The following is a 19,585-nucleotide window of genomic DNA, read 5'->3' on the forward strand; positions in this document are numbered from 1 at the left end:
TAGTGTCGCATTTTCTGGTATAATGCTTGAACTATTGTTATCTAGCTATTTATAGTTATCAATTTAGAAGCCAAATACCAATGAAAAATACAAATTTAATGATCTGTGATGCAATAATTCATCCAGGTGAAACTGCTAATTTAGCATTGCCACTGCCGGAATATTATTCATGTACCAATTTTTATATGCCTATCAAGGTAATTCATGGTAAACAAGCTGGTCCATGCTTATTAATTTTTGCTGGCGTTAATGGTGATGAGCTCAACGGTATTGAAATAATTAACCGTTTACTTAAGACTGACCAATTAAAAAATATTCGAGGTACTTTAATTGCTGTCCCGGTATTAAATGTTTTTGGCCTCATTAATAATTCTAATTCTTCCCCCTATGAAACTAATTTAGAGCAGTGTTTTCCAGGAAATAGTGAAGGTTCTTATGGAGAGCGTACAGCTGAAGTGTTTACACGGGAAATACTAGCGAAAGCTTCCTATTGCCTTGAAATTAGAACAGGCCAAATCAATCATGATTTATTACCACAAATTTATTGTGATCTTGATCAACCAGAAAGTAAGCGGCTTGCTAGGCAATTTTTAGCGCCTGTTATTAATCACGTTAAGAAAGATCATTCTTTACGTAAAACAGCAGACGATTTAAATATACCCCTTTTAGTGTATAAAGCAGGTGAGGCTAGACGCTTTGATGAGGCGGCTATTCATTTAGGTATTAAAGGAATCATAAATATAATGCAATCCTTGGATATGGCTGATGTAGAAGAACCAAAGGATTCTAATGACTTAAAACCTGTATTTTCACAAGATCAAGATTGGATTCGTGCGCATCGAAGTGGCATGGTAGTTATTGAAGTTGAGTTAGGGCAATTTATTAAAAAAAGACAAATTATTGGTCGGATAATTGATCCTTTCTGTGCAGATGCAGCAGAACCCATTAAAGCTAATCAAGATGGCGTTATTGTAGGTATCAATCGTAATCCTTTAATACATGAAGGCCAAAGTATTTTCAAAATAGCTTCCTTTATTGATAATAACCAGGCTGAAATAACTCTAGAAGCTTGGTCTGAGCAGCAAGAGGCGATAATCAGTGAGATTAATTAAACCAACACCCAAAGCTATATTGGTTTGGCTAATATGTGTTTTCTTTTATTTATATGAATTTTTGCTGCGCACTATTTTAGGTACTTTTCAACAGCCTATTATGCAGGAGTTAGAACTAAGCCAAGTTCAATTTGCTATTTTGAGTTCAACTTCTTATTTATTAGTCTATGGTCTGATGCAAATACCAGTAGGGGTCATTGTTGATCGCTTTGGTTTAAAAAAGACGCTATTTATAGCCGCTTTACTTTGCGCCGTTGCTAACTTAGCATTTGGTTTTTCTACCACTTATCATATGGCTATTATTAGTCGTGTGCTTATGGGATTAGGATCCTCGTTTGGTTTTATTTGTTTATTGGTTGCAGTTTATGATTGGATGCCAAAACCTAATATTGCTTTTTTTATTGGTTTATCACAGTTTTTTGGTACTTTAGGCCCTATGATAGCTGGTGGACCTTTAAATACACTTGCTAATGCTGGGGTTGTTAGCTGGCGAGGTTTATTTATTATATTAGCTGCTATAGGTCTGTTTCTCTCTTTAGTTATATTATTATTCGTAGAAAAAAATAAACAGCATCCTGGTAATTTTATAATCTTATCGCGGCCGCGAGCGACATTAGATAGTCTTTATATATTGATTAAACAGCCACAAATTTGGTGTATTATGTTATGCGGTACGTTTAACTATTTTAGTATCGAATATTTATCTGAAAATGAAGGAAAAAACTTTTTAATGCATAATGGTTTTTCCTCTAATTTTTCTTCATATATGATTACTTTAGCTTGGTTAGGTTTCGCTATTGGTTCCCCTATCTTTGGTTATTTTTCTGACAAAATTAAACGACGTAAGCCCTTTCTTTTATTTAGTGCAGCAACATCTTTAATAGCGCTTACAGGTATAATTTATTTTCCTATTCAAGAATTAATAGTTGCTTTTTGCTTTTTTGCCTTAGGTTTAGGTGTGGGCGCTGCAAGTATTGGCATAGTTGTAATAGCGGAACAATGTAAAACCCATTATTTAGCGGCGGGCTTAGGACTTAACAATGGCATTATAATGCTATTGGTTTCTATAAATGCGCCTATTATAGGAGGTATATTGCTCTGGCAATCCCATCAAGTTTCGTTATTAACAGCTTATCATTACTCGTTTAGTCTTTTGGTGTTAATGCCTTTGGTTAGTTTATTTATCACGATATTCTTTATTCGTGAAACGTTTGCCAAGCCTGTTAAGGAAAATACTATTTTAAATGTAAAAGTAAGCCAATTATAAGGTTGGTTTATTTTAACTTTTGTTGATTGAAAGTTAATGGATAGGTAAGCCAAATATGCATTAACTGAGAATTATCTTAATTTATTCGCTATTCATAATGAAAGAGATACGGCCATCTGGTTCAACAAAGGAACGATAGACATTTTTTATAGTAATTTCTCCTTGTTGGACTCGTAGAGCTTGTAAGATATCGGCGGGTGTTAGTGTCGTTTTTTGCAAATTCTTTTCTATGTATTGACCATCTTTAACAACTACTTGCTCATTACCCCGAATAAAATGCCCGATCCTGTCATATTTAAAAGAAATAAAGAGTAGGCTACGATGAATGATCACAATAAGGCTTGTTGAAACTAAGGATGATAGTAGAGGCAAAGTACCAACAATTGAAGCACCTAATACTGCACCAATTACGATCGTAATAATTAAATCTAAAGGCGAGTATTTCCCTAATAATCGCGCAGAGCCAGCTCTAAATAAAAATAATGCATAGACGGTGACTATTGTCGTACGAAAATAAAGCTCATAATTTAAAAGGTCAATAACTTTCATAGGGTTAAGTATAAGAGCAATACTTGAATAAGAAGTAAAAAGACTATTATAACGTGCTTTGTCTAAATAAAAAACACTTAGGTCTTTTAAATAACTTTTGATTAACGTTAGTTAAATGGTTTTAAATTTTGATTATATGCTCCGGATCAATTAACTTTGGCTTCCGCGAACAAGTCGTGGAACGTAGGCAGAGGGTAATGAGCGTAGATTGGCCTAAACGTAGGTTAAACTAAGCCTAGCGTAGCCCAAGAGTTTCAGTCAAAAGACCTGTAACCTATTAATAATTTGCTGCACTGCACTGCGCTTAGTCCAACCGATGCGCGTTGTAAGCACAGGAAGTTATGCGTGTATTTTGAGTTTTACTAGCTCTTTCATTAGAATTGGTTTAGATTACCTATCTAGTAAAGGGAGGGAAACAAGGTAACTAATGAATTTACTTGAGCCCCTAATTTGGGGTATGGTATTAAGTGCTGATTCATTTTCAGCGGCTGTCGCACTTGGGTTTAGACCACATAAATTTAGTGACTCGTTAAAGTTTGCCATCTCCTCAGGCAGTGCTGAGGTAGTTGCTGTGATAATAGGTGCTATGGCTGGGAAAAAAATTCTTGCTCAGTTTAGCTCAGTAAGTCATTGGATTGCTTTTTTATTACTTTTTGGTGTAGCAGCTCATATGTTTTATGAGGGTATAAAAGAATTAAAAAGTGGAAAAGCCGAATATAATTTAAAGTTTCATAGCTTTATTAAAATTTTAATCGTTTCCATTGCAACCAGCATTGATGCTTTAGCAGTTGGCGTTAGTTTAGCAATATCAAATAAATCGCTATTACTTTATTTAATCTCAATAGGTGGTTGGGCATTTATATCTACTATAGTTGGGATGGCTATTGCAAAACAAGTGCCTAAAAGCTTGTCAGCAACCTTTAATATCATTGGCGCATGCATTCTCTTTGCTCTTGCTTTTAAATTGACTTAACTATTTTGAATTTTCTGTTTTTAATTTTTGAGTAAATAGATAATCATTTTTACTGCCCAAAATAACTTGAAATTATCGTTCTCTCAATGCTTCTTGTCTGGCTTTTATTAAAGGCTTTAATAAGTGTTGAAGAATGGTTTTTTCACCTGTTTTAATGTGAACTGTAGCTGTCATACCTGGCAAAATATAAAGTTTGCGTAATTTACCTAAGTAATTTCGGTTGGTTTTTACATTAACTAAAAAGTAATATTGTTGCTTTTCGGGACCAAAGCTTTGTTATGTAATAGCATCGGCACTTACATAAACAACTTTGCCAGGCAAGCCACCATAAATAGAATAATCGTAAGCGGTAACTTTTACTGTAGCATCTTGGCCTATATGTACAAATCCTATGTCTTTAGGGTTTATTTTTGCTTGAACTAATAAATAATCTTCAAATGGCACAATCTCCATAATCACATCACCTGGTTTAATAACGCCTCCTACTGTGACGACATTTAGTTTTTTGACTATTCCTTTTACAGGGGAGATGATTGTCGTACGTACCATCTTATCTTTAAGTGAATTTAATTGCTCAATTACAATAGCTAGCTCTGCTTTATGACTGTTTAAATCTGTAAGGGCTTGTTCGCGAAATTTATCTTTTAACGTTCTCATTTTAATTTTGAAATCATCGGCTGCACGTACACTGCGTAGGTATTCCAGTTTTGAAGCATAACCTTTTTTCAATAGAGGCCCATACATTTTAACTTCTTCATTAACTAGATCATGACTATGTTGTAATAATTGTAACTGCTCTAAAAGAGCCTTTTTTCTTTCATTAAAAAGATTAGTTTCTCTGCGCATCAATTCAGGATGGTTTTTTATAATTTTAGGGAAAACAATTGTTTTTTGATCTTCAACCTCAGCATTAAAACGGGCGACTATGGCTGAAAGAGCGAGGTATTTTTCATAAGCTTGTGAGTAATCTGCTTTAAAACGCGTATTATCTAAAAGCATTAATACTTTCCCTTGCGATATAAGATCTCCCTCTTTCACCATTATCTGCGCGACAATACCACCGTCTAAACTCTGTATACTTTTTACCTGCGAAAAGGGAATAATTTTCCCTTCACCAGTGGTTATCTCTTCAATTCTGGCAAAATAAGCCCAAATAAGAAGAGTTATGAAGAGAATAATAAAAGTGATTAAAATACCATGTGCTAAAGGGGTAGACCGATTTAATAAGGCTGACTTGCTATCGGAAATAAATGCTTCATCTGCTTCTGTAAGGGTTCCTTTTTTGAGTTTACTAGAATTTTTTTTCTCTTTCATAGTGCCTGTTTTTTAGTCTGATTTCTGTTAATTGCTGCTAAAACCTTTTCCTTAGGGCCATCCAACACAATACGGCCATTATCAAGAATAATAAGCCGGTTTACTAAGCGTAGCATGGTTAATTTATGGGTTATTAGAATCAATGTTTTAGCTTGCAAATAAGGAAGCATGTGATTTATAAGCTCCTGCTCTGACAAATCATCCATCGCACTAGTAGGCTCATCCATTAGAAGAATAGGTGGATCGGCAACTAAACCACGCGTAATACTAATGAGCTGGCGTTGGCCGCCTGATAATCCTTCTCCACGCTCTCCAATGTGCAGGTTAAAACCTTGCGGATGTTTATTAATAAATTTGATAGCTCCTGAAACTTCACTAGCCCTGATAATGGCATTATCACTAGACCAAGGCATAGATAAGGCAATATTATCGCGAAGGGTGCCAGAAAATAAGATAGTGTCTTGTGGTATGTAGCCAATACTTTTACGGATCTCAGCTGGGTCAAGCTGGTTAATATCCATACCATCAATGTAGAGTGAACCATGTTGAGGTTGATAAAGTTGAGTAACAATTTATGAATAGTTGTTTTGCCAGACCCAATATGTCCTAATAAACCGATTCTTTCACCAGGGGCTATTTTAAAACTAATATTATTTACAGCAGGTTTAGATTGATCTGGATATGAGAAAGTTACATCTCTAAATTCAATATCACCTTTAAGGATTGATCGAGATATGAACGTTTGTTCAGTGTCGAGTTCAGTAGGCTCAGCCATCAGCTTATTTATATCATTTAAAGCTGTTCTTGCTTGTTGAAAACGAGTAATAATATTAGCGAATTGACTTAAAGGGCCTATTGCCCGACTTGATAAAATGCTACAAGCAATTAACCCTCCTAAGGTGAGCGATATAGGCGCTAAAGGAGTAGGTGTCATTTTATATCAAGATCAAGGTGTTTTAGGTATACGTGATTCAGCTGATGTAGAAGCTGGCTTCAGCCTAATTGGAGATAATGGCGCTTATAATTTTGTGAATATTGCGCCTGGTGACTATTGGTTAGATGTTGATAAAGGATCAACTGACTTTAATATACCTAACTATTCCTTAACTAGTGGTAATGATCCTAGGTTTATTAGTATAGAGGCTGGTGAAATCCTTCATAACATAAACTTTGGTTATAGCTTATCAGGAGGTACAACAGATCCTGCGCCAACGACAGGCACTGGCGGCGGTAGTACAACAACAGCTCCTGCGCCAACGACAGGCAGCGGAGATAATACAACAACAGCTCCTGCACCAACAACAGGTAACGGTGGTAGTACAACAACAGCTCCTGCGCCAACGACAGGCAGCGGAGATAATACAACAACAGCTCCTGCACCAACGACAGGTACCGGAGCTAGTACAATAATAGCTCCTTCAACACCTACTACAGCGCCTGCTGCAACAACTGATACTGTCGAGGCTGTTGCTCCTGCTTATGATGCTACTTTTATTCCTGATAGTTATCTCGATTCTACCAGTTTGTTTATTGATAACATTCAGCTTTAAAATAGAGTAACTTCTACAGCACTCCTGACTATTTAAGCCCATCAAAGTTCAGGAGCGCTATTTTATTAAAAGCTATAAGAAACTAAGTGTAGTAAGAAAATGCTTATCTTTAAAAGGTGAATAACGCTTAACCCTTGTTCTCAAAATTAATAAAGTCAATATTTAATTAAACAATGATCTAATATTCTTTTTGGTTAAGAGTGTTTTAAGTTGCTATAGGTTAGTGTAGTTTAAACTTAAGTTTAAACTACATGTTTAGAGCTTTAGCGCTGATGTTGAAAAAATAATTCTTTATCGCCGTAATAAGAGGCTAATAAATCACTTTCTAACATCAAAGTCCCGATATGATATTCTTGACCGTGATATTTACCATACACTTCATACAAAGGGCCTTGGGGTATTTTTGCAAATGAGAGTCTAAAGTCTTCACGTGAATTCTCAGGGATAATTTCTGTTACCGCGTTACTCGGCCTGAAATAAATTTGCTCAGGAAATACAGGAATACCTTTAAATTTACCTTCACTTGTCCAGGCAGCTAAATGCCATAGTGGTAAATCATTGGCAGGATCACGCGTCCATTCAAAAATTTGCTCAATTGCCTTGAGTGTCCAACTGGTTGGATGCGCTATATGATTGGTAAACTCTTTAGCAAAGTAATTCCAATTTTCTTGCTGCCCCTCAAGAGAATTCATCACTTGTAAGTTTAAAGAAGGGTTTCCTGATACTAAAAATTTAATAGCCATACCAGGTATATAGGTAGTATCGGTAGGGGAAATAGCAAGTGAGAAGCGCGCTACACCAATAGCTCCTTGTTGATAAATACCTGTGAAAGGATGATTAGGAGTGGGAATAAAGGCAATTTTTGCTACTGAGCCATTAGCATGAATAATTTTTACTCGTCCTTTGGGTATCTCATCACTAAAATGATCAAAGGTAGCGCTTAAAGTGAAAATACCTTTTATTTTCTCAAGTACTTCTTTAAAACTATTGCCACTTAATTTTGGTAAAGGATTAAATTTATGGCTTTTAACTACCTCATCCCATAATAGATCTTGTTTTTGCTTGGCAGATAAATCTTGATAATCATTAGGTAGTTGAGCAAATACATTAATATTGATAAATAAATATAAAAGCGCACTAATCAGTAAGGTCCAACAGCGATACATCTAACTCTCCTTAGTAAGAAAATTTACTTTTTATTGAGCATAATCTTTATGCATTTGAAATAATTCTAAAAACAGCCCTTTGGGCTACTAACATGTTGTATTTAAAATTATCCCGATTATTAATGATATTGGAATTAAATAAGTAAATAAACAAATTAAACTTAATAAGACAAAACGCTTGCTAAATGATTGATTTATAGCGTGTAACGCTATAAATCACGCCAATTATTTACCTTAAACTATAATATATAAGCTCAATTTTAATAATTTAGTTAATTTTACTAAAGCTTTTTTTAAAAATGCCGAGATAGAGTAGTGTCAACTGTGATCAAGTATCATTTTAAACTTTAGCAAGGAATGCCATTATGAAAAAATTACTAATCGCTTTTGTTGTTGTTTCTTCTACTTTAGCAATGACTGGTTGCGGCTGCGCATTATTTGGTTGTGCACCTGCCCAAGATTATACTGCTACAACTTATGTTAAATAAGTTTTAATTAGCAGTTAAGTATGAACATAGGCTAAGCAGAGGCCCCCGAGCCAAAGTTTAGCCTATGCTTCATTAGATAGATCTGAAAATCATTGGTAGTTGTTGTATCTCTCTAATTTAGTCAAAATCATTATTTGAGTAGTCTAGCACCTGAAAATTAGATTTATTCTCTAACACACTTTGGGGAACTTGCCCTGTAAAATGATTATTATCTAAGCGTAGAACCTGAAGTTTAGCCATGTTGCCTAATTCAACAGGTAAAGAACCTACAAAACTGTTGTTTTCAATTCTTAATGTTTTTAAATTGTAAAGCGTAGTAATTTCGCTTGGCAGGGTGCCACTTAAATGATTATGGCCTAAGTAAATATGTTCTAAATTTTTTAATTGACCTATTGCAAGTTTTAATTCTCCAGAAATAGAATTATTAAATAAATAGAGCTCTTTTAAATTTGTTAGTTTAAAGAGAGCATCCGGAATACTGCCGCTAAGGTTATTATCATCTAGCCTCAATATTTTCAACTTATTTAATTTACCGATTGATGCGGGTATTTTTCCTGACAATTTATTAGCATGCAAATCAAGCCAGGTAAGATTGTCAATTTCACCTATAGAAACAGGAATATTTCCTTCTAATTTATTTGCCTTTAACCAAATATTTTCAAGCTTTTTGCATTGACCAATAGAATTAGGAATAACGCCGCCAATCTTATTAAAGCTTAAGTAAAGCGTTTTTAATTCGGTTAAATTACATAAGGAATCTGGTAAGTTTCCTTCAAGATTATTATCGTATAACTGAATTTCGATAACTTGCTCGTGTTCATTACAAATGATACCCTGCCATTGGCAGTAGGAAATTTTCTCTGAGAGCCAATTATCCTGACGAATCCAGTTGGTGCCTTTCGTTGCATAATAAAATTTTTCCAGTTCTAGTCGTTGTGCAAGGTCGCCTTTGCTACTTATTTCCAGACTGAAGGAAGGAGAGTTAAATAATATTAAAGCAACAATGCCAACCACTAGCCATATAGATGATTTAAAACAGCGAAGCGTAAGATTCCACATAGATGGTATAAAACTAGACATAAAAAATCTTTTTAAAATTCTTACTAGGACTATATGATAGTCTATTTTTTATTTATATCTAATACATACTAGGCAACATCCTTGAATCTTTGCAATTATGATTTAGGTGGTATAAATTTTCGTTTTTTAAGTAAAAATTTACAGCCTCTAACTAGAAAATATGCTTTAACATTTGATAAATAAATAGGCTCTCCCTCTTTAGCCTCAGCTATATTGGATTGTTTGATTTCTGAACCATCAATGATAATAACCATGCCTGAGCCTATACACTCTGCCTCTTCACCGTTTCGAATAAGTACCGCACTGTCTTCACCCAAACCCACGCCTAATTTTTCAGGATTTAGTAAAATAGCATGAGTGAGCCGGCTAAAGCGTCCTCTTTTAATAAAATGAGTATCAACGATACAATGAGGTAATAAACTAAATCCAGAAGAAATAACTAAATTTTGATGAAGAAGGGCTTCTGTTTGCCCACCTGAAGCTATAATGACTGACGGTATAACCATAGCGCCTGCACTTGTTCCAGCTATGATGAAATTTTCAGTATGAATGTATTTATCTTTAATTGCGGTGATAAGACTTGTGCCTCCCAAAAGGGTCGCATGGTAAAATTGGTCACCACCTGTAAAAAAAACTACGCCTGCTTTTTTTGCTTTTTCTATATGATCTTCGTTTTCACCATCTTCACGACTTTCAATAAAAATAAAATCAATAGCCTTAAAACCCAGTTTTTTAAAAGCTTTTTTGTAGTCTTCTTGAGTTTCTTTATGTAAGTCCTTGCCTGAAGTAATGAATAGAATTTTTTTGATATGAACTTCTTTTAATATTTTTTTAAATATTTCATAAGGCGTAAAATCAGATTCGTCTTGCTCAATATCCGGTGCTTCTTCACCCCTTTGCTCAGCCCCGCCAATTAATAATATTAATCCTTTAGGTTTCATACAATTCCCTTTATTCGATTTTTAATAAGAATTAAATATGCGATAACTTTATTTACAGCCATTTAAATTTACTGAAATTAAGTATAGTATGTTTATAGCGCTTTCATCTCCTAGCTTAGCAGAATTTCTTTTTTAGTTTTTCTGTTAAGCCCTATAATTAAATTATAAGATTTTTTTCCTAAAAATTGTTAGTAGTTTAATTATCAATTTCTATTTAAACACGCCAGGTAAGGTTTGTAATTATGCTCCCAGAACAAAGTAAATCAGTGGCTAGTGAAACAATTCCTCCTATTTTATATGGTACAGCCTGGAAAGAAGAGAAAACAAAAGAATTAGCCTTACAAGCGCTTAATTTAGGATTTACAGGAATTGATACAGCAAACCAACGTAAGCATTATTTTGAAGAGGGTGTGGGCTTAGCAATTCAAGAATTTTTACTTACTAGCCAAAAAAAACGTCATCATTTGTTTATCCAAACAAAATTTACTTCAGCAAATGGTCAAGATCACCGCAAACCTTATAATGAATTTGATTCTTTAGCAAAGCAGGTTAAACAGTCTTTTACAAGTTCACTAAACCATCTTCAAACTGATTATATTGATGCTTATATTTTGCATGGGCCTACCTTTTCTCAGGGAATAAATAAGGCCGATTTGGAAATTTGGCAGGCTATGGAAGAATGGGTCCATGCAGGAAAAGTCAGATTTTTAGGGATTTCCAATGTAACCATTGAGCAGGTAAAGGAGCTATATGAAAGAGCTTTAATTAAACCAAGTTTTATTCAAAATCGATGCTTCGCCATCACCCGCTGGGATCAAGATGTTAGGTTATTTAGTAACCAAAATAAAATTATTTATCAAGGTTTTTCCTTACTTACTGCTAATCAGCCTTATCTTTTAAGACCTTACATGCAGTCATTAGCTAAAAGGTATAATAAAACCATTCCACAGATTATCTTTCGCTTCGCATTACAAATTGGAATTTTACCTTTAACAGGAACTACAAGCTTAAAACATATGCAAGATGATTTAAGCATTAATAATTTTAAGCTTTCAATGGATGAGGTAAAAAATATAGAAAATATAGCGATTAATTTATAAATTAAGCGTTTGATTTTAAAAAAATTATAGAATTATACCTAGAATGAAATTTAATATGTCTTTTGGTGTTTTCGCAAGATAATTAGGGTGGTATTGCTTAAGGGTTTCTTCAGAATTAAATCCCCAATTAACAGCCATTGAATTAATATTAGCTTTTTGTGCAGCTTCAATATCTCTTGTCTCATCGCCAATATAGAAAGTACTTAATAAAGGCATTTGATATGTTTTAATTATTTTTTTTAATACTCTTTTTTTACCGAAATAACTTGATTCTGCATGAATGAAACTAAATAAAGACTGAATTTTATAATGATTAAGCCAGGTAAGTACATTTTCTTCTGAATTAGAAGTTAGTATTCCTAACGTGCAATTTAATTGCTGCAATTTAGTTAATACTTCTGGTATATCTGCAAAGATAGGTAAACCGTGAATATCTTCACTAAGCGCTTTTCTTGCTTTACGCAGTACTTTAGGTAGTTTATAAAAAGGAATTTTAAGGGATTTAATAAGCTCACGAGAACTTAAATTTCTTAATTTATCTATTTCAGTTTCACTTATATCATGAAAATTTAATTCGGAAGCTAAGAGACTAAATTTTTTTAAAACAGCAGAGAAACTATCAGCTAGTGTACCATCAAAGTCAAATATTAGATTAAAATTTTTATCTATAAGCATTATTATATTACTTTAAAATTAGGTAAGTTTTGAGTAACACGTTTTGTATATAGTTGCTAAGATAACTAACAGACTACAATAAATCAATTTTTTATTTTTTATAAATTTACCTTAATTTTTTATAGTTAATATTTAAAGATAGAGAAATAGATTCTTCTAGATAAATCTGTAAAATATTCTGTTTTGTATCCAGTCAAAATACTAAAGGGCCACAGAATTCGATGATAGGAGTTAAGTGAATTTCTTTCAGTATTAGGTTTAGAAGGGGTACGTCGATGAACGCCAAATGTATCAGCAATCACTAAAGTATTTTCCTTAACTATAAATAATTTTACCTCTGTGAGTCCTAGCCATTTTAGATTTTCTTCTGTATAACGACAGGATCCGCCTGTTGCTTGCAGAAATTTTCCTGAATATAAATCATTACTAATTTTATACTCCAAAATAAGCCTTTTTAATGTCAGTTTATGAGAGCCTGGAAAATAGGCAAATGGTCCCTCATCCGCAGAAATATTATTGAAATAAAGCCAGGATTTCATCGTAGGATGAAAAGTATCTGTATGATATGTAGTTTGAGGATCATAGTGGCCGCTAACTACTTTATTGATGGTAAACGAAAAAGGACAATTTTTACTAGCAACATATTTAAGTAAATTAATATATCGTGGGTTATTTTTAAATTGAAACTTAATATTATTGGCTCTTTGTACCCTTGTTAAAGAAATTTTTTGAAGTTTAGTATCACCATCAAATGTTATTGCATTAAAATCTGTAAGTTCACCAATTATTTTTTTTAAAGCTTGATACTCCTCAGATGGCAAAAAATTTTCTTTAATAATAAATCCATTACGCTTAAAAAATACTCTATCTTCTTTAGGAATTTTAAATGACAATAGAAAACGCCTTACTGTCGTACAAAAATAAGCCATTAGTATACGAAAAACATGGAGACCTAATCGATTAAGTATTTTCGAGCGTAATATGGGATTATGAATAAATTGTTTTTGATTAGTAAACACTTTCATTAACCAGAAGAACCAGCAGAGGAGCTTTGTCCTAAAATTAATTAAAGTCTTATGATTTCCTGATATTTGCACGTGTCCTCCCTGACATACTTCAGAAGTTATTTAATCAATGAAGAATAATAAAGTTCCATTTTTGGTACGCATCTTAGCAAATATTTTTGCTGAAAAATACATTTAGCGACTGTTAGAATGCTTCAATAAGGTTCGGAAAAATAACCTTGTGTCCCTTGTGCTATAACAGCTTCTGCATGCCTATTTAAGGCGTGGATATAGGCCGCGGTGCGCATATCTATTGGATGAGATGTAAATAAATTATAAACATGTGTAAATTCTTTCGCCATAATATCATGTAAATGCTTATATACCTTCTCTTGGCTCCAATAATAACCTGATCTATTTTGTACCCATTCAAAATAGCTCACGGTGACACCGCCAGCATTAGCTAAAATATCAGGAACAATTAAACAATTCTTTGCTTTTAAAATTAAATCTGCTTCTGCGGTTGTAGGCCCATTGGCGACTTCCACAATAATAGGTGCTTTAATTTTTTCTGCATTCTCTCTTGTTATTTGGTTCTCGAGCGCTGCTGGAATTAAAATATCAATATCAAGCTCTAATAATTCTTCATTAGTTATATTATCTGCCTTCACCATTTGACAAACAGAATCATCACAATAAACTGCTTGCAATTGCTTAAAGTTATTTTTAGCATGAATAATACTTGGTATATCAAATCCTTGTTGGCGGTATATGCCACCCTTAGAGTCGCTTACTGCAACAATGTTATAACCATCTTGATAAAGTAGATGAGCTATGGATTGTCCGGCATTACCAAAGCCTTGAATAGCCACTCGCATTTTCTTTGGTCGCCATTTATTAATTTTTTCTAATTCTTTAATGCAAAAATAGGCGCCTCGACCTGTTGCTTCTTCACGACCTTGGCTACCGCCTAGCGGTAAGGGCTTGCCGGTAATGACTGCAGGTGTGACTTGGCGGACAATTTTAGAATATTCATCCATCATCCATCCCATAATCATTGCATTGGTGTATACATCAGGCGCAGGTATATCTAAATTGGGCCCGATGAAATCCGCAATTGACGTAATATAACTTCGACTCAATCGTTCTAACTCAAGTCGTGATAATTGTTTAGGCTGAACAATCACACCACCTTTTGCACCGCCAAAAGGAATACCTACTACGGCACATTTGATAGTCATCCAAAAGGCTAGGGTTTTCACCTCAGCCAAACTAACATTAGGATGAAATCGAATACCGCCTTTAGTTGGACCCCGTATATCATTATGATGTACACGATAGCCTTTAAATATTTTTAAGCGCCCATCATCCATACGTACTGGTATAGACACTTCAAGGCATGCTTTGGCATGCTTAAGTTTTTCGACAGCTTCTGGGTCTAACTTAGCAAAAGTAGCTGCTGTATCAAGGCGCGATAATGCTTCAGTGTACAATGTATCCTTTTTCATACGCTTTCCTTAAAAATTGTCTCACTTATTTATAAAAAATTTTCTTATATTGGGTTGTAAGCAATAAATATTATTATTTATTTTAAATGGTTGGTATAAATATTGCACACATATCTGCGGGAAAGGATTCCTATCCATATTTATGATTTTAACTCTTATCTATCAAGTTAAACCATTTATAGTGTTCTTAGCTTCGTTAGATTCAAACAAGGAGGTCATTGTGCGCCAGTTAAAATACATTATCCTTAGTTTTTTCTTAAGCTGTTCTACACTTGCGCTCGCTCAAACTTATCAAGGTGAACTTGAAGTACTTATCTTTGATTATTTTGATAGTAATAAAGCTAAAACAATTTATCAACTTCATGAAGCAAACGAGGTTTATAAATTAGACTTACCTAATTCAATCGATAAAAGTGAACTTTTATCAGGTAATAAAGTAATTATTGAGGGTGAGGAAGTTAAAAGTCTACTAGAGAAAGTAATTAAAGTTAATTCGCTCACTGTTCAGAAAAATCAAACGCTAGAAAATTCGCCTCAAGTTCTTTCATTACCTGATATCAGAAAATTATTGACATTAATAGTGAACTTTAAGAATATGCAGGCAACAGCTAACGTTTCTATAAGTGATGTAGATTCTATATTATTTACCAGCCTGCAATCGACTCGCCGCAACCTTTTAAGAAGTTCATTTAACCAAGTAAATCTTTTAACGGATCCAAATGGCGATGGTCATTCGGATATTTATGTTATTAATTTGGATTATGATGCAACTAATTGTAATTACGATAAATGGGCATCAGACGCTAAAAATGCTGCCGCACAATCTGGTATAAATTTAGCCTTGTATAGGCATTTTATGTTTGTACTTCCACAAGCCGTTAATTGTGGCTGGGGCGGTTTAGGACAATTAGGCTGCGGTATAGCGTGTAATACGTGGGTAAAAGCCTATGATCCAACCCGAGTTTATTCAAAACTAATTTATACCCATGAGTTTGGCCATAACCTAGGGATGCATCATGCTGCAACAGACACAAATAATGATGGGGTCAATGATTCAGAATATGGTGATGCTGCATGTATTATGGGCTCAGGTGATTCTCGTTATTATAAAGAAGTCAATGCGCCACATCGCGATCAAATGCGTTGGTTTGATTCTTATCCCGAAAGGATTGCAACTGTAACTTCTGGTAGCTATGTACTTAATCCACTTGAAGTAGGGCTTCATAGCACGGGATTATTAGCATTAAAAGTAAAAAAGAATGCTACAGATACCTATTATATTTCTTATCGGAGAAATAGAGGGCTTTTCGGACCAGGGGCTCCTTCTTATATAGATAGAATTAGTATTCACTGGACGCGTGCTGGCGATACCCATACTTATTTTATAAGAACTTTAAATGCTGGCGAGACATTTGTTGATGCTGCTAATAATGTAAATATTACCGCAGTTATGACTGGTGGCGCTACGGCTATGGTATCTGTTAATCAATAAGATGTTGCAAAAAATTTTTGCTATCAAGAAGTGAAGTAGCCTGGGTGTAGGCCTTTAGGCCAAAACCTGGGTTTCACTGCGTTGCACCCAGGCTACTGTTAGTATTTTATCTTTGTGACCACTGCAGTTATAAATTCATGAGCTACCTAAAGTGTTTATTATTTCGTTACATAATTAACTGTAGCATCTGGAAGATTGAATTTAAGACCAATCATAAATAAATTAACGTAAGGTTTATAGCGGCCTCTTAAGAAATCACCTGAAAGGGGCTCCATTCGAGTTTGAGTTAAACTTTCATATTGGGTAAATTGGTAAGTAAATACTAAATCTGTATTATCCCAAATGCGACCGGCTGTACCAACTTTAACCGCCCACCCAGTTAACCACTCTTTAGCTTTACCACTAACACCAACATCGCCCGCAGTATTATTAAAATTAATATTAAATTGTGCGGTTTCAATACCCGGGCCTGCAAAAACGCGCATAAAAGGGTTAAATTGATATTCGGGTAATATAAATAAGCCAAAACCATATTCTAATTTTTCTTTAGCCCGTACGTCTGCAGTAAAAAACCAATCATTAACAGTATATTTTGATTTACCGGTAAAAATGTCTGCATTTCCCTCTAAAGCAATTCCCATTAAATTTGGAAATAAAAACTCATAACCAGCCGTTAATTGGCCATGAAAATTGGTATAGGTATTATCGAAATGAGAAGAAGTAGGTTGAGCCTCATCTATAGGATAGGTAAGATTTTTTTCTATATTTACATCGTTAATACCTAAGTTTATACCGGCATACCAATTAGCATGGGCTGTAAAAGTTAAAGACAGTGCGCTTAATGTGAAAATAATTTTTTTATTCATAACAAATTCTTACCTATAAAATACTTGGAATAATGATTGCATTTGAAGTCACTGTTTTACTGCCACTTGTTAAAGTGATAGAAACACTAACTTTCCGTGGGGTACTTATATTACTTACAACGAATCGTTTATAAATTGTATCTAATGTGAGGATAGCGCCAGGCAAGCCATTTAACTGATAACCTAAACTTGGATTTGGCGTAAACCCTTTATAGTAGATAAACGCTTCTCGAAGATTCATAGGATTTCTTTCAGCTTGGGTTAAATGTAAAGCTAAAGAGGAAATACTAAAATTGTTAGCCGATATGTTAAAGAAGGATCCATTAGAAGCAATAATCATAAGCCGAGCTTTTGTCGTGTTAACAGCAGGTAAGTGAATTAGTGCGCTGCCGTTATTAGGTACATTTGTAGCGATGACATAAGGATAACTGCTTCCTCCATCCGTAGATAAAAGGATATTAACAAAACCAGCGTTAATCGGTGGTTCATTAGTATTTGCTACTTGCCATGTGACCAATTGCATTGTGTCGCCAGTTAATTGAATACCAGGCGCACTAGGATAAGTGATTAAAAATGGCCCAGCAGCAGCGTCTACTGTTACTGTAGTATTTCTATAAGCATTACAAGAGCCACCAGGTGTATTATTGCGAACTGATACTCGAAAATGCATTATACGTGATACAGAAGGTAAAACTTCCCAAGTAAAAGGACCATTTTTGGCTAAAGAAATTAAATTAGGAAGGAATCGTATAGAGCTTAAATTAGGTGGAAAGCTTCTAAAATTAGGTCCCCCTGGTGAGTCGCTACGAGGAGGTTGCGGTGAAATTTCATTGTCCATTTGCTCCCAAGTATAAGTTAGCGTGCTGCCACTATTACTTTTGGCTGCAGCACGTAACGCAAAAGGTGTATTTGCTGGAATAACAATAGGCGGCACAGAGCGAATAGTTGGTTCAGGAGGAATTGGGGTTTTAACGGCACAGGTATGCTCTGGGCTAGAAATGAAATTACCAATTTCTTGCAAATTAATACCATGAAAGTAACTGTCAGAATTTTTTTGTACATTAGGTGCACAAATGCCTGCATAACCCATAATTGTACTACCACTTCCAGGCTCAACAGCTGTTGGATCATTTCTATTACAAGGATTATTTTGGGTGTGATTACCGCCGAATTGGTGTCCTATTTCGTGGGCTACATAATCCACATCAAAGGGATCACCTATTGGTTTAGAAAATGTTGTAGCACCCATAGCCTTTTCCGCTCCATTACAAACGCTTCTAAGTGCTGCGAGGCCATTATTCCCCGTTGAGGCATCAACAACGTGACCAATATCATAATTAGCTGAACCAATAACAGCGTCGACATTAGACTGGTTTTCTTCTAACAACGCTTCAGTGTTTCCTGACGTATAAGGTTGAGCTGCCGGATTGGTATAAATAATTTGTGCATTGTTAGGAATAAGTTCCATTGTTATGGCAATGTCTCGCTCATAAATGCCATTAACACGGTTTAATGTGGTGACTTCACCCGCTAAAGCTGCTGGAACCGATCCATAAAAAGCCGTGTATTGAGCAGTAGCGGCCATAGCAAGACGATATTTTCTTAATTCACAACTGGCAAATCTTGCAAAATTATTAGGCTGAGTTAAACCAATAGCTGAATTGCTGCCAGGAACATGACACTTATTCGGTTTAGTATTAATAAGGTCATTTTTGTAATAAACCACATAATCTTGTACATTGCCCTGATCTATTGGGTCAATAAAGATAGCATTTTGATTAGGAACCAAAATCATGGCATGAAAACCAAGTGGCGTTAAATCAAATTTAACAAGCTCACTAGGATTATCAACACTGTAACCGTCGAATGTTCTAATTTCAGGAAATTCGGCTGCTAATTTAGGATGCATCGTCGTATTGACGACCACCTGATAAGAATGAATTGTGCCATCTGGATGCGGTAATTTTATTAAAGTAGGTGGCTCTTTCTTTATGTTGTTTCGATTTGGTACTGCTTCCAATTCAGAATAAAGACGTTTGAGGTCTATCTCAACAACACGGTATTGATTAGAGCTGAAGTGAAACTGATTATGTGAAACATTTTTTATCTCTTGGGTTACAGGATAAATTATTCTATTAGGAGGTTGATCTGCAGCTAATAAATTAGAAAAAGATAACAGCAGCAATGCGCTGATTGGCGTCCTTGTCATTATTTTTATAATCCTTACAAATAATTCTAAATATCAAGGGCATATGCTAAATTTAAATTTCTTTGATTTCAATGAAAATTACAAAAAAGATTAGGATTTTTGATAATTCATTTTTTCATTATCTAAAAACTTTACATTAAATGACCTGTCCGGGGTTATTAGATGGGTAATAATCAGGCCAGCTGTAATTTATATAAATTAACCTAAGTGCTTATATGATAGGTAAATCACTAAATTTTGCAGGATAACAAAGAATTATTTTTGTTAGTAATAGCTCGTTAATTCAACCTA

16 protein-coding genes and 2 pseudogenes are annotated in these 19,585 nt (G+C 34.6%); 7 read left to right on the forward strand and 11 right to left on the reverse strand.

What is annotated here, in order from left to right:
- Positions 1 to 80: 80 nt before the first annotated feature.
- Both DYH30_RS05550 and DYH30_RS05555 read left to right on the forward strand, forming a co-directional pair.
- On the forward strand, positions 81 to 1,112 hold the full coding sequence (locus DYH30_RS05550) for a succinylglutamate desuccinylase/aspartoacylase family protein (protein WP_115330695.1): 1,032 nt from the start codon (positions 81 to 83) through the stop codon (positions 1,110 to 1,112).
- Positions 1,099 to 2,379, forward strand: coding sequence for an MFS transporter (locus DYH30_RS05555; RefSeq protein WP_242604637.1), 1,281 nt, complete (start codon positions 1,099 to 1,101; stop codon positions 2,377 to 2,379). The genes DYH30_RS05550 and DYH30_RS05555 overlap by 14 nt, the downstream gene beginning before the upstream one ends.
- An 81-nt stretch (positions 2,380 to 2,460) precedes the next feature.
- Here DYH30_RS05555 and DYH30_RS05560 read toward each other — a convergent pair whose 3' ends face one another.
- On the reverse strand, positions 2,461 to 2,928 hold the full coding sequence (locus DYH30_RS05560) for a DUF421 domain-containing protein (RefSeq protein WP_115330696.1): 468 nt from the start codon (positions 2,926 to 2,928) through the stop codon (positions 2,461 to 2,463).
- Positions 2,929 to 3,355: 427 nt separating this feature from the next.
- On the opposite strand from DYH30_RS05560, the gene DYH30_RS05565 reads away from it, so the two are divergent.
- Positions 3,356 to 3,901 (forward strand): manganese efflux pump MntP, encoded by a 546-nt coding sequence (locus DYH30_RS05565; protein WP_115330697.1) that lies wholly within the window; start codon positions 3,356 to 3,358, stop codon positions 3,899 to 3,901.
- A gap of 72 nt (positions 3,902 to 3,973) precedes the next feature.
- On the opposite strand, the pseudogene DYH30_RS05570 reads toward DYH30_RS05565, so the two are convergent.
- Positions 3,974 to 5,215: pseudogene (locus DYH30_RS05570) on the reverse strand (HlyD family type I secretion periplasmic adaptor subunit).
- Positions 5,212 to 6,149 (reverse strand): annotated as a pseudogene (locus DYH30_RS18690) (ATP-binding cassette domain-containing protein). The pseudogenes DYH30_RS05570 and DYH30_RS18690 overlap by 4 nt, the downstream one beginning before the upstream one ends.
- Here DYH30_RS18690 and DYH30_RS05585 point away from each other — a divergent pair.
- Positions 6,088 to 6,765: a hypothetical protein gene (locus DYH30_RS05585; RefSeq protein ID WP_115330700.1), complete on the forward strand. Its 678-nt coding sequence runs from the start codon at positions 6,088 to 6,090 to the stop codon at positions 6,763 to 6,765. The pseudogene DYH30_RS18690 and the gene DYH30_RS05585 overlap by 62 nt on opposite strands.
- Positions 6,766 to 7,028: 263 nt before the next feature.
- Here DYH30_RS05585 and DYH30_RS05590 read toward each other — a convergent pair whose 3' ends face one another.
- Complete coding sequence (locus DYH30_RS05590) at positions 7,029 to 7,931, reverse strand: hypothetical protein (RefSeq protein ID WP_115330701.1); 903 nt, start codon at positions 7,929 to 7,931, stop codon at positions 7,029 to 7,031.
- Positions 7,932 to 8,296: 365 nt separating this feature from the next.
- On the opposite strand from DYH30_RS05590, the gene DYH30_RS18545 reads away from it, so the two are divergent.
- A complete protein-coding gene (locus DYH30_RS18545) occupies positions 8,297 to 8,419 on the forward strand; it encodes a hypothetical protein (protein ID WP_278043105.1) in 123 nt (40 codons plus the stop codon).
- Positions 8,420 to 8,536: 117 nt separating this feature from the next.
- Here the strand turns inward: DYH30_RS18545 and DYH30_RS05595 are convergent, their stop codons facing one another.
- Both DYH30_RS05595 and DYH30_RS05600 read right to left on the reverse strand, forming a co-directional pair.
- Complete coding sequence (locus DYH30_RS05595; protein WP_242604638.1) at positions 8,537 to 9,499, reverse strand: leucine-rich repeat domain-containing protein; 963 nt, start codon at positions 9,497 to 9,499, stop codon at positions 8,537 to 8,539.
- Positions 9,500 to 9,594: 95 nt separating this feature from the next.
- Positions 9,595 to 10,440: a cyanophycinase gene (locus DYH30_RS05600; RefSeq protein WP_115330702.1), complete on the reverse strand. Its 846-nt coding sequence runs from the start codon at positions 10,438 to 10,440 to the stop codon at positions 9,595 to 9,597.
- A 242-nt stretch (positions 10,441 to 10,682) separates the two neighbouring features.
- Between DYH30_RS05600 and DYH30_RS05605 the strand changes: the two genes are divergently transcribed.
- Positions 10,683 to 11,540 (forward strand): aldo/keto reductase family protein, encoded by an 858-nt coding sequence (locus tag DYH30_RS05605; RefSeq protein ID WP_115330703.1) that lies wholly within the window; start codon positions 10,683 to 10,685, stop codon positions 11,538 to 11,540.
- A 24-nt stretch (positions 11,541 to 11,564) separates the two neighbouring features.
- Here DYH30_RS05605 and DYH30_RS05610 read toward each other — a convergent pair whose 3' ends face one another.
- From DYH30_RS05610 to DYH30_RS05620, 3 genes are all read right to left on the reverse strand, one after another.
- A complete protein-coding gene (locus DYH30_RS05610; protein WP_115330704.1) occupies positions 11,565 to 12,215 on the reverse strand; it encodes an HAD hydrolase-like protein in 651 nt (216 codons plus the stop codon).
- A gap of 125 nt (positions 12,216 to 12,340) precedes the next feature.
- Complete coding sequence (locus DYH30_RS05615; protein ID WP_115330705.1) at positions 12,341 to 13,240, reverse strand: phytanoyl-CoA dioxygenase family protein; 900 nt, start codon at positions 13,238 to 13,240, stop codon at positions 12,341 to 12,343.
- Between the two features lie 194 nt (positions 13,241 to 13,434).
- The gene (locus DYH30_RS05620; protein ID WP_115330706.1) at positions 13,435 to 14,727 is read right to left on the reverse strand and encodes a Glu/Leu/Phe/Val family dehydrogenase; all 1,293 of its coding nucleotides are present in this window, start codon (positions 14,725 to 14,727) and stop codon (positions 13,435 to 13,437) included.
- A gap of 220 nt (positions 14,728 to 14,947) precedes the next feature.
- On the opposite strand from DYH30_RS05620, the gene DYH30_RS05625 reads away from it, so the two are divergent.
- Positions 14,948 to 16,219: a metallopeptidase domain-containing protein gene (locus tag DYH30_RS05625; RefSeq protein WP_160116160.1), complete on the forward strand. Its 1,272-nt coding sequence runs from the start codon at positions 14,948 to 14,950 to the stop codon at positions 16,217 to 16,219.
- A 158-nt stretch (positions 16,220 to 16,377) separates the two neighbouring features.
- Here DYH30_RS05625 and DYH30_RS05630 read toward each other — a convergent pair whose 3' ends face one another.
- Positions 16,378 to 17,085 carry an outer membrane protein gene (locus tag DYH30_RS05630; RefSeq protein ID WP_115330708.1) on the reverse strand — a complete coding sequence of 236 codons (708 nt, stop codon included), beginning with the start codon at positions 17,083 to 17,085 and terminating at the stop codon, positions 16,378 to 16,380.
- A 13-nt stretch (positions 17,086 to 17,098) separates the two neighbouring features.
- Positions 17,099 to 19,294, reverse strand: a complete 2,196-nt coding sequence (locus tag DYH30_RS05635) for a reprolysin-like metallopeptidase (protein WP_115330709.1) — start codon at positions 19,292 to 19,294, stop codon at positions 17,099 to 17,101.
- Between the last annotated feature and the right edge of the window lie 291 nt (positions 19,295 to 19,585).

The organism is Legionella busanensis (assembly GCF_900461525.1).
Lineage (GTDB): Bacteria > Pseudomonadota > Gammaproteobacteria > Legionellales > Legionellaceae > Legionella_C > Legionella_C busanensis.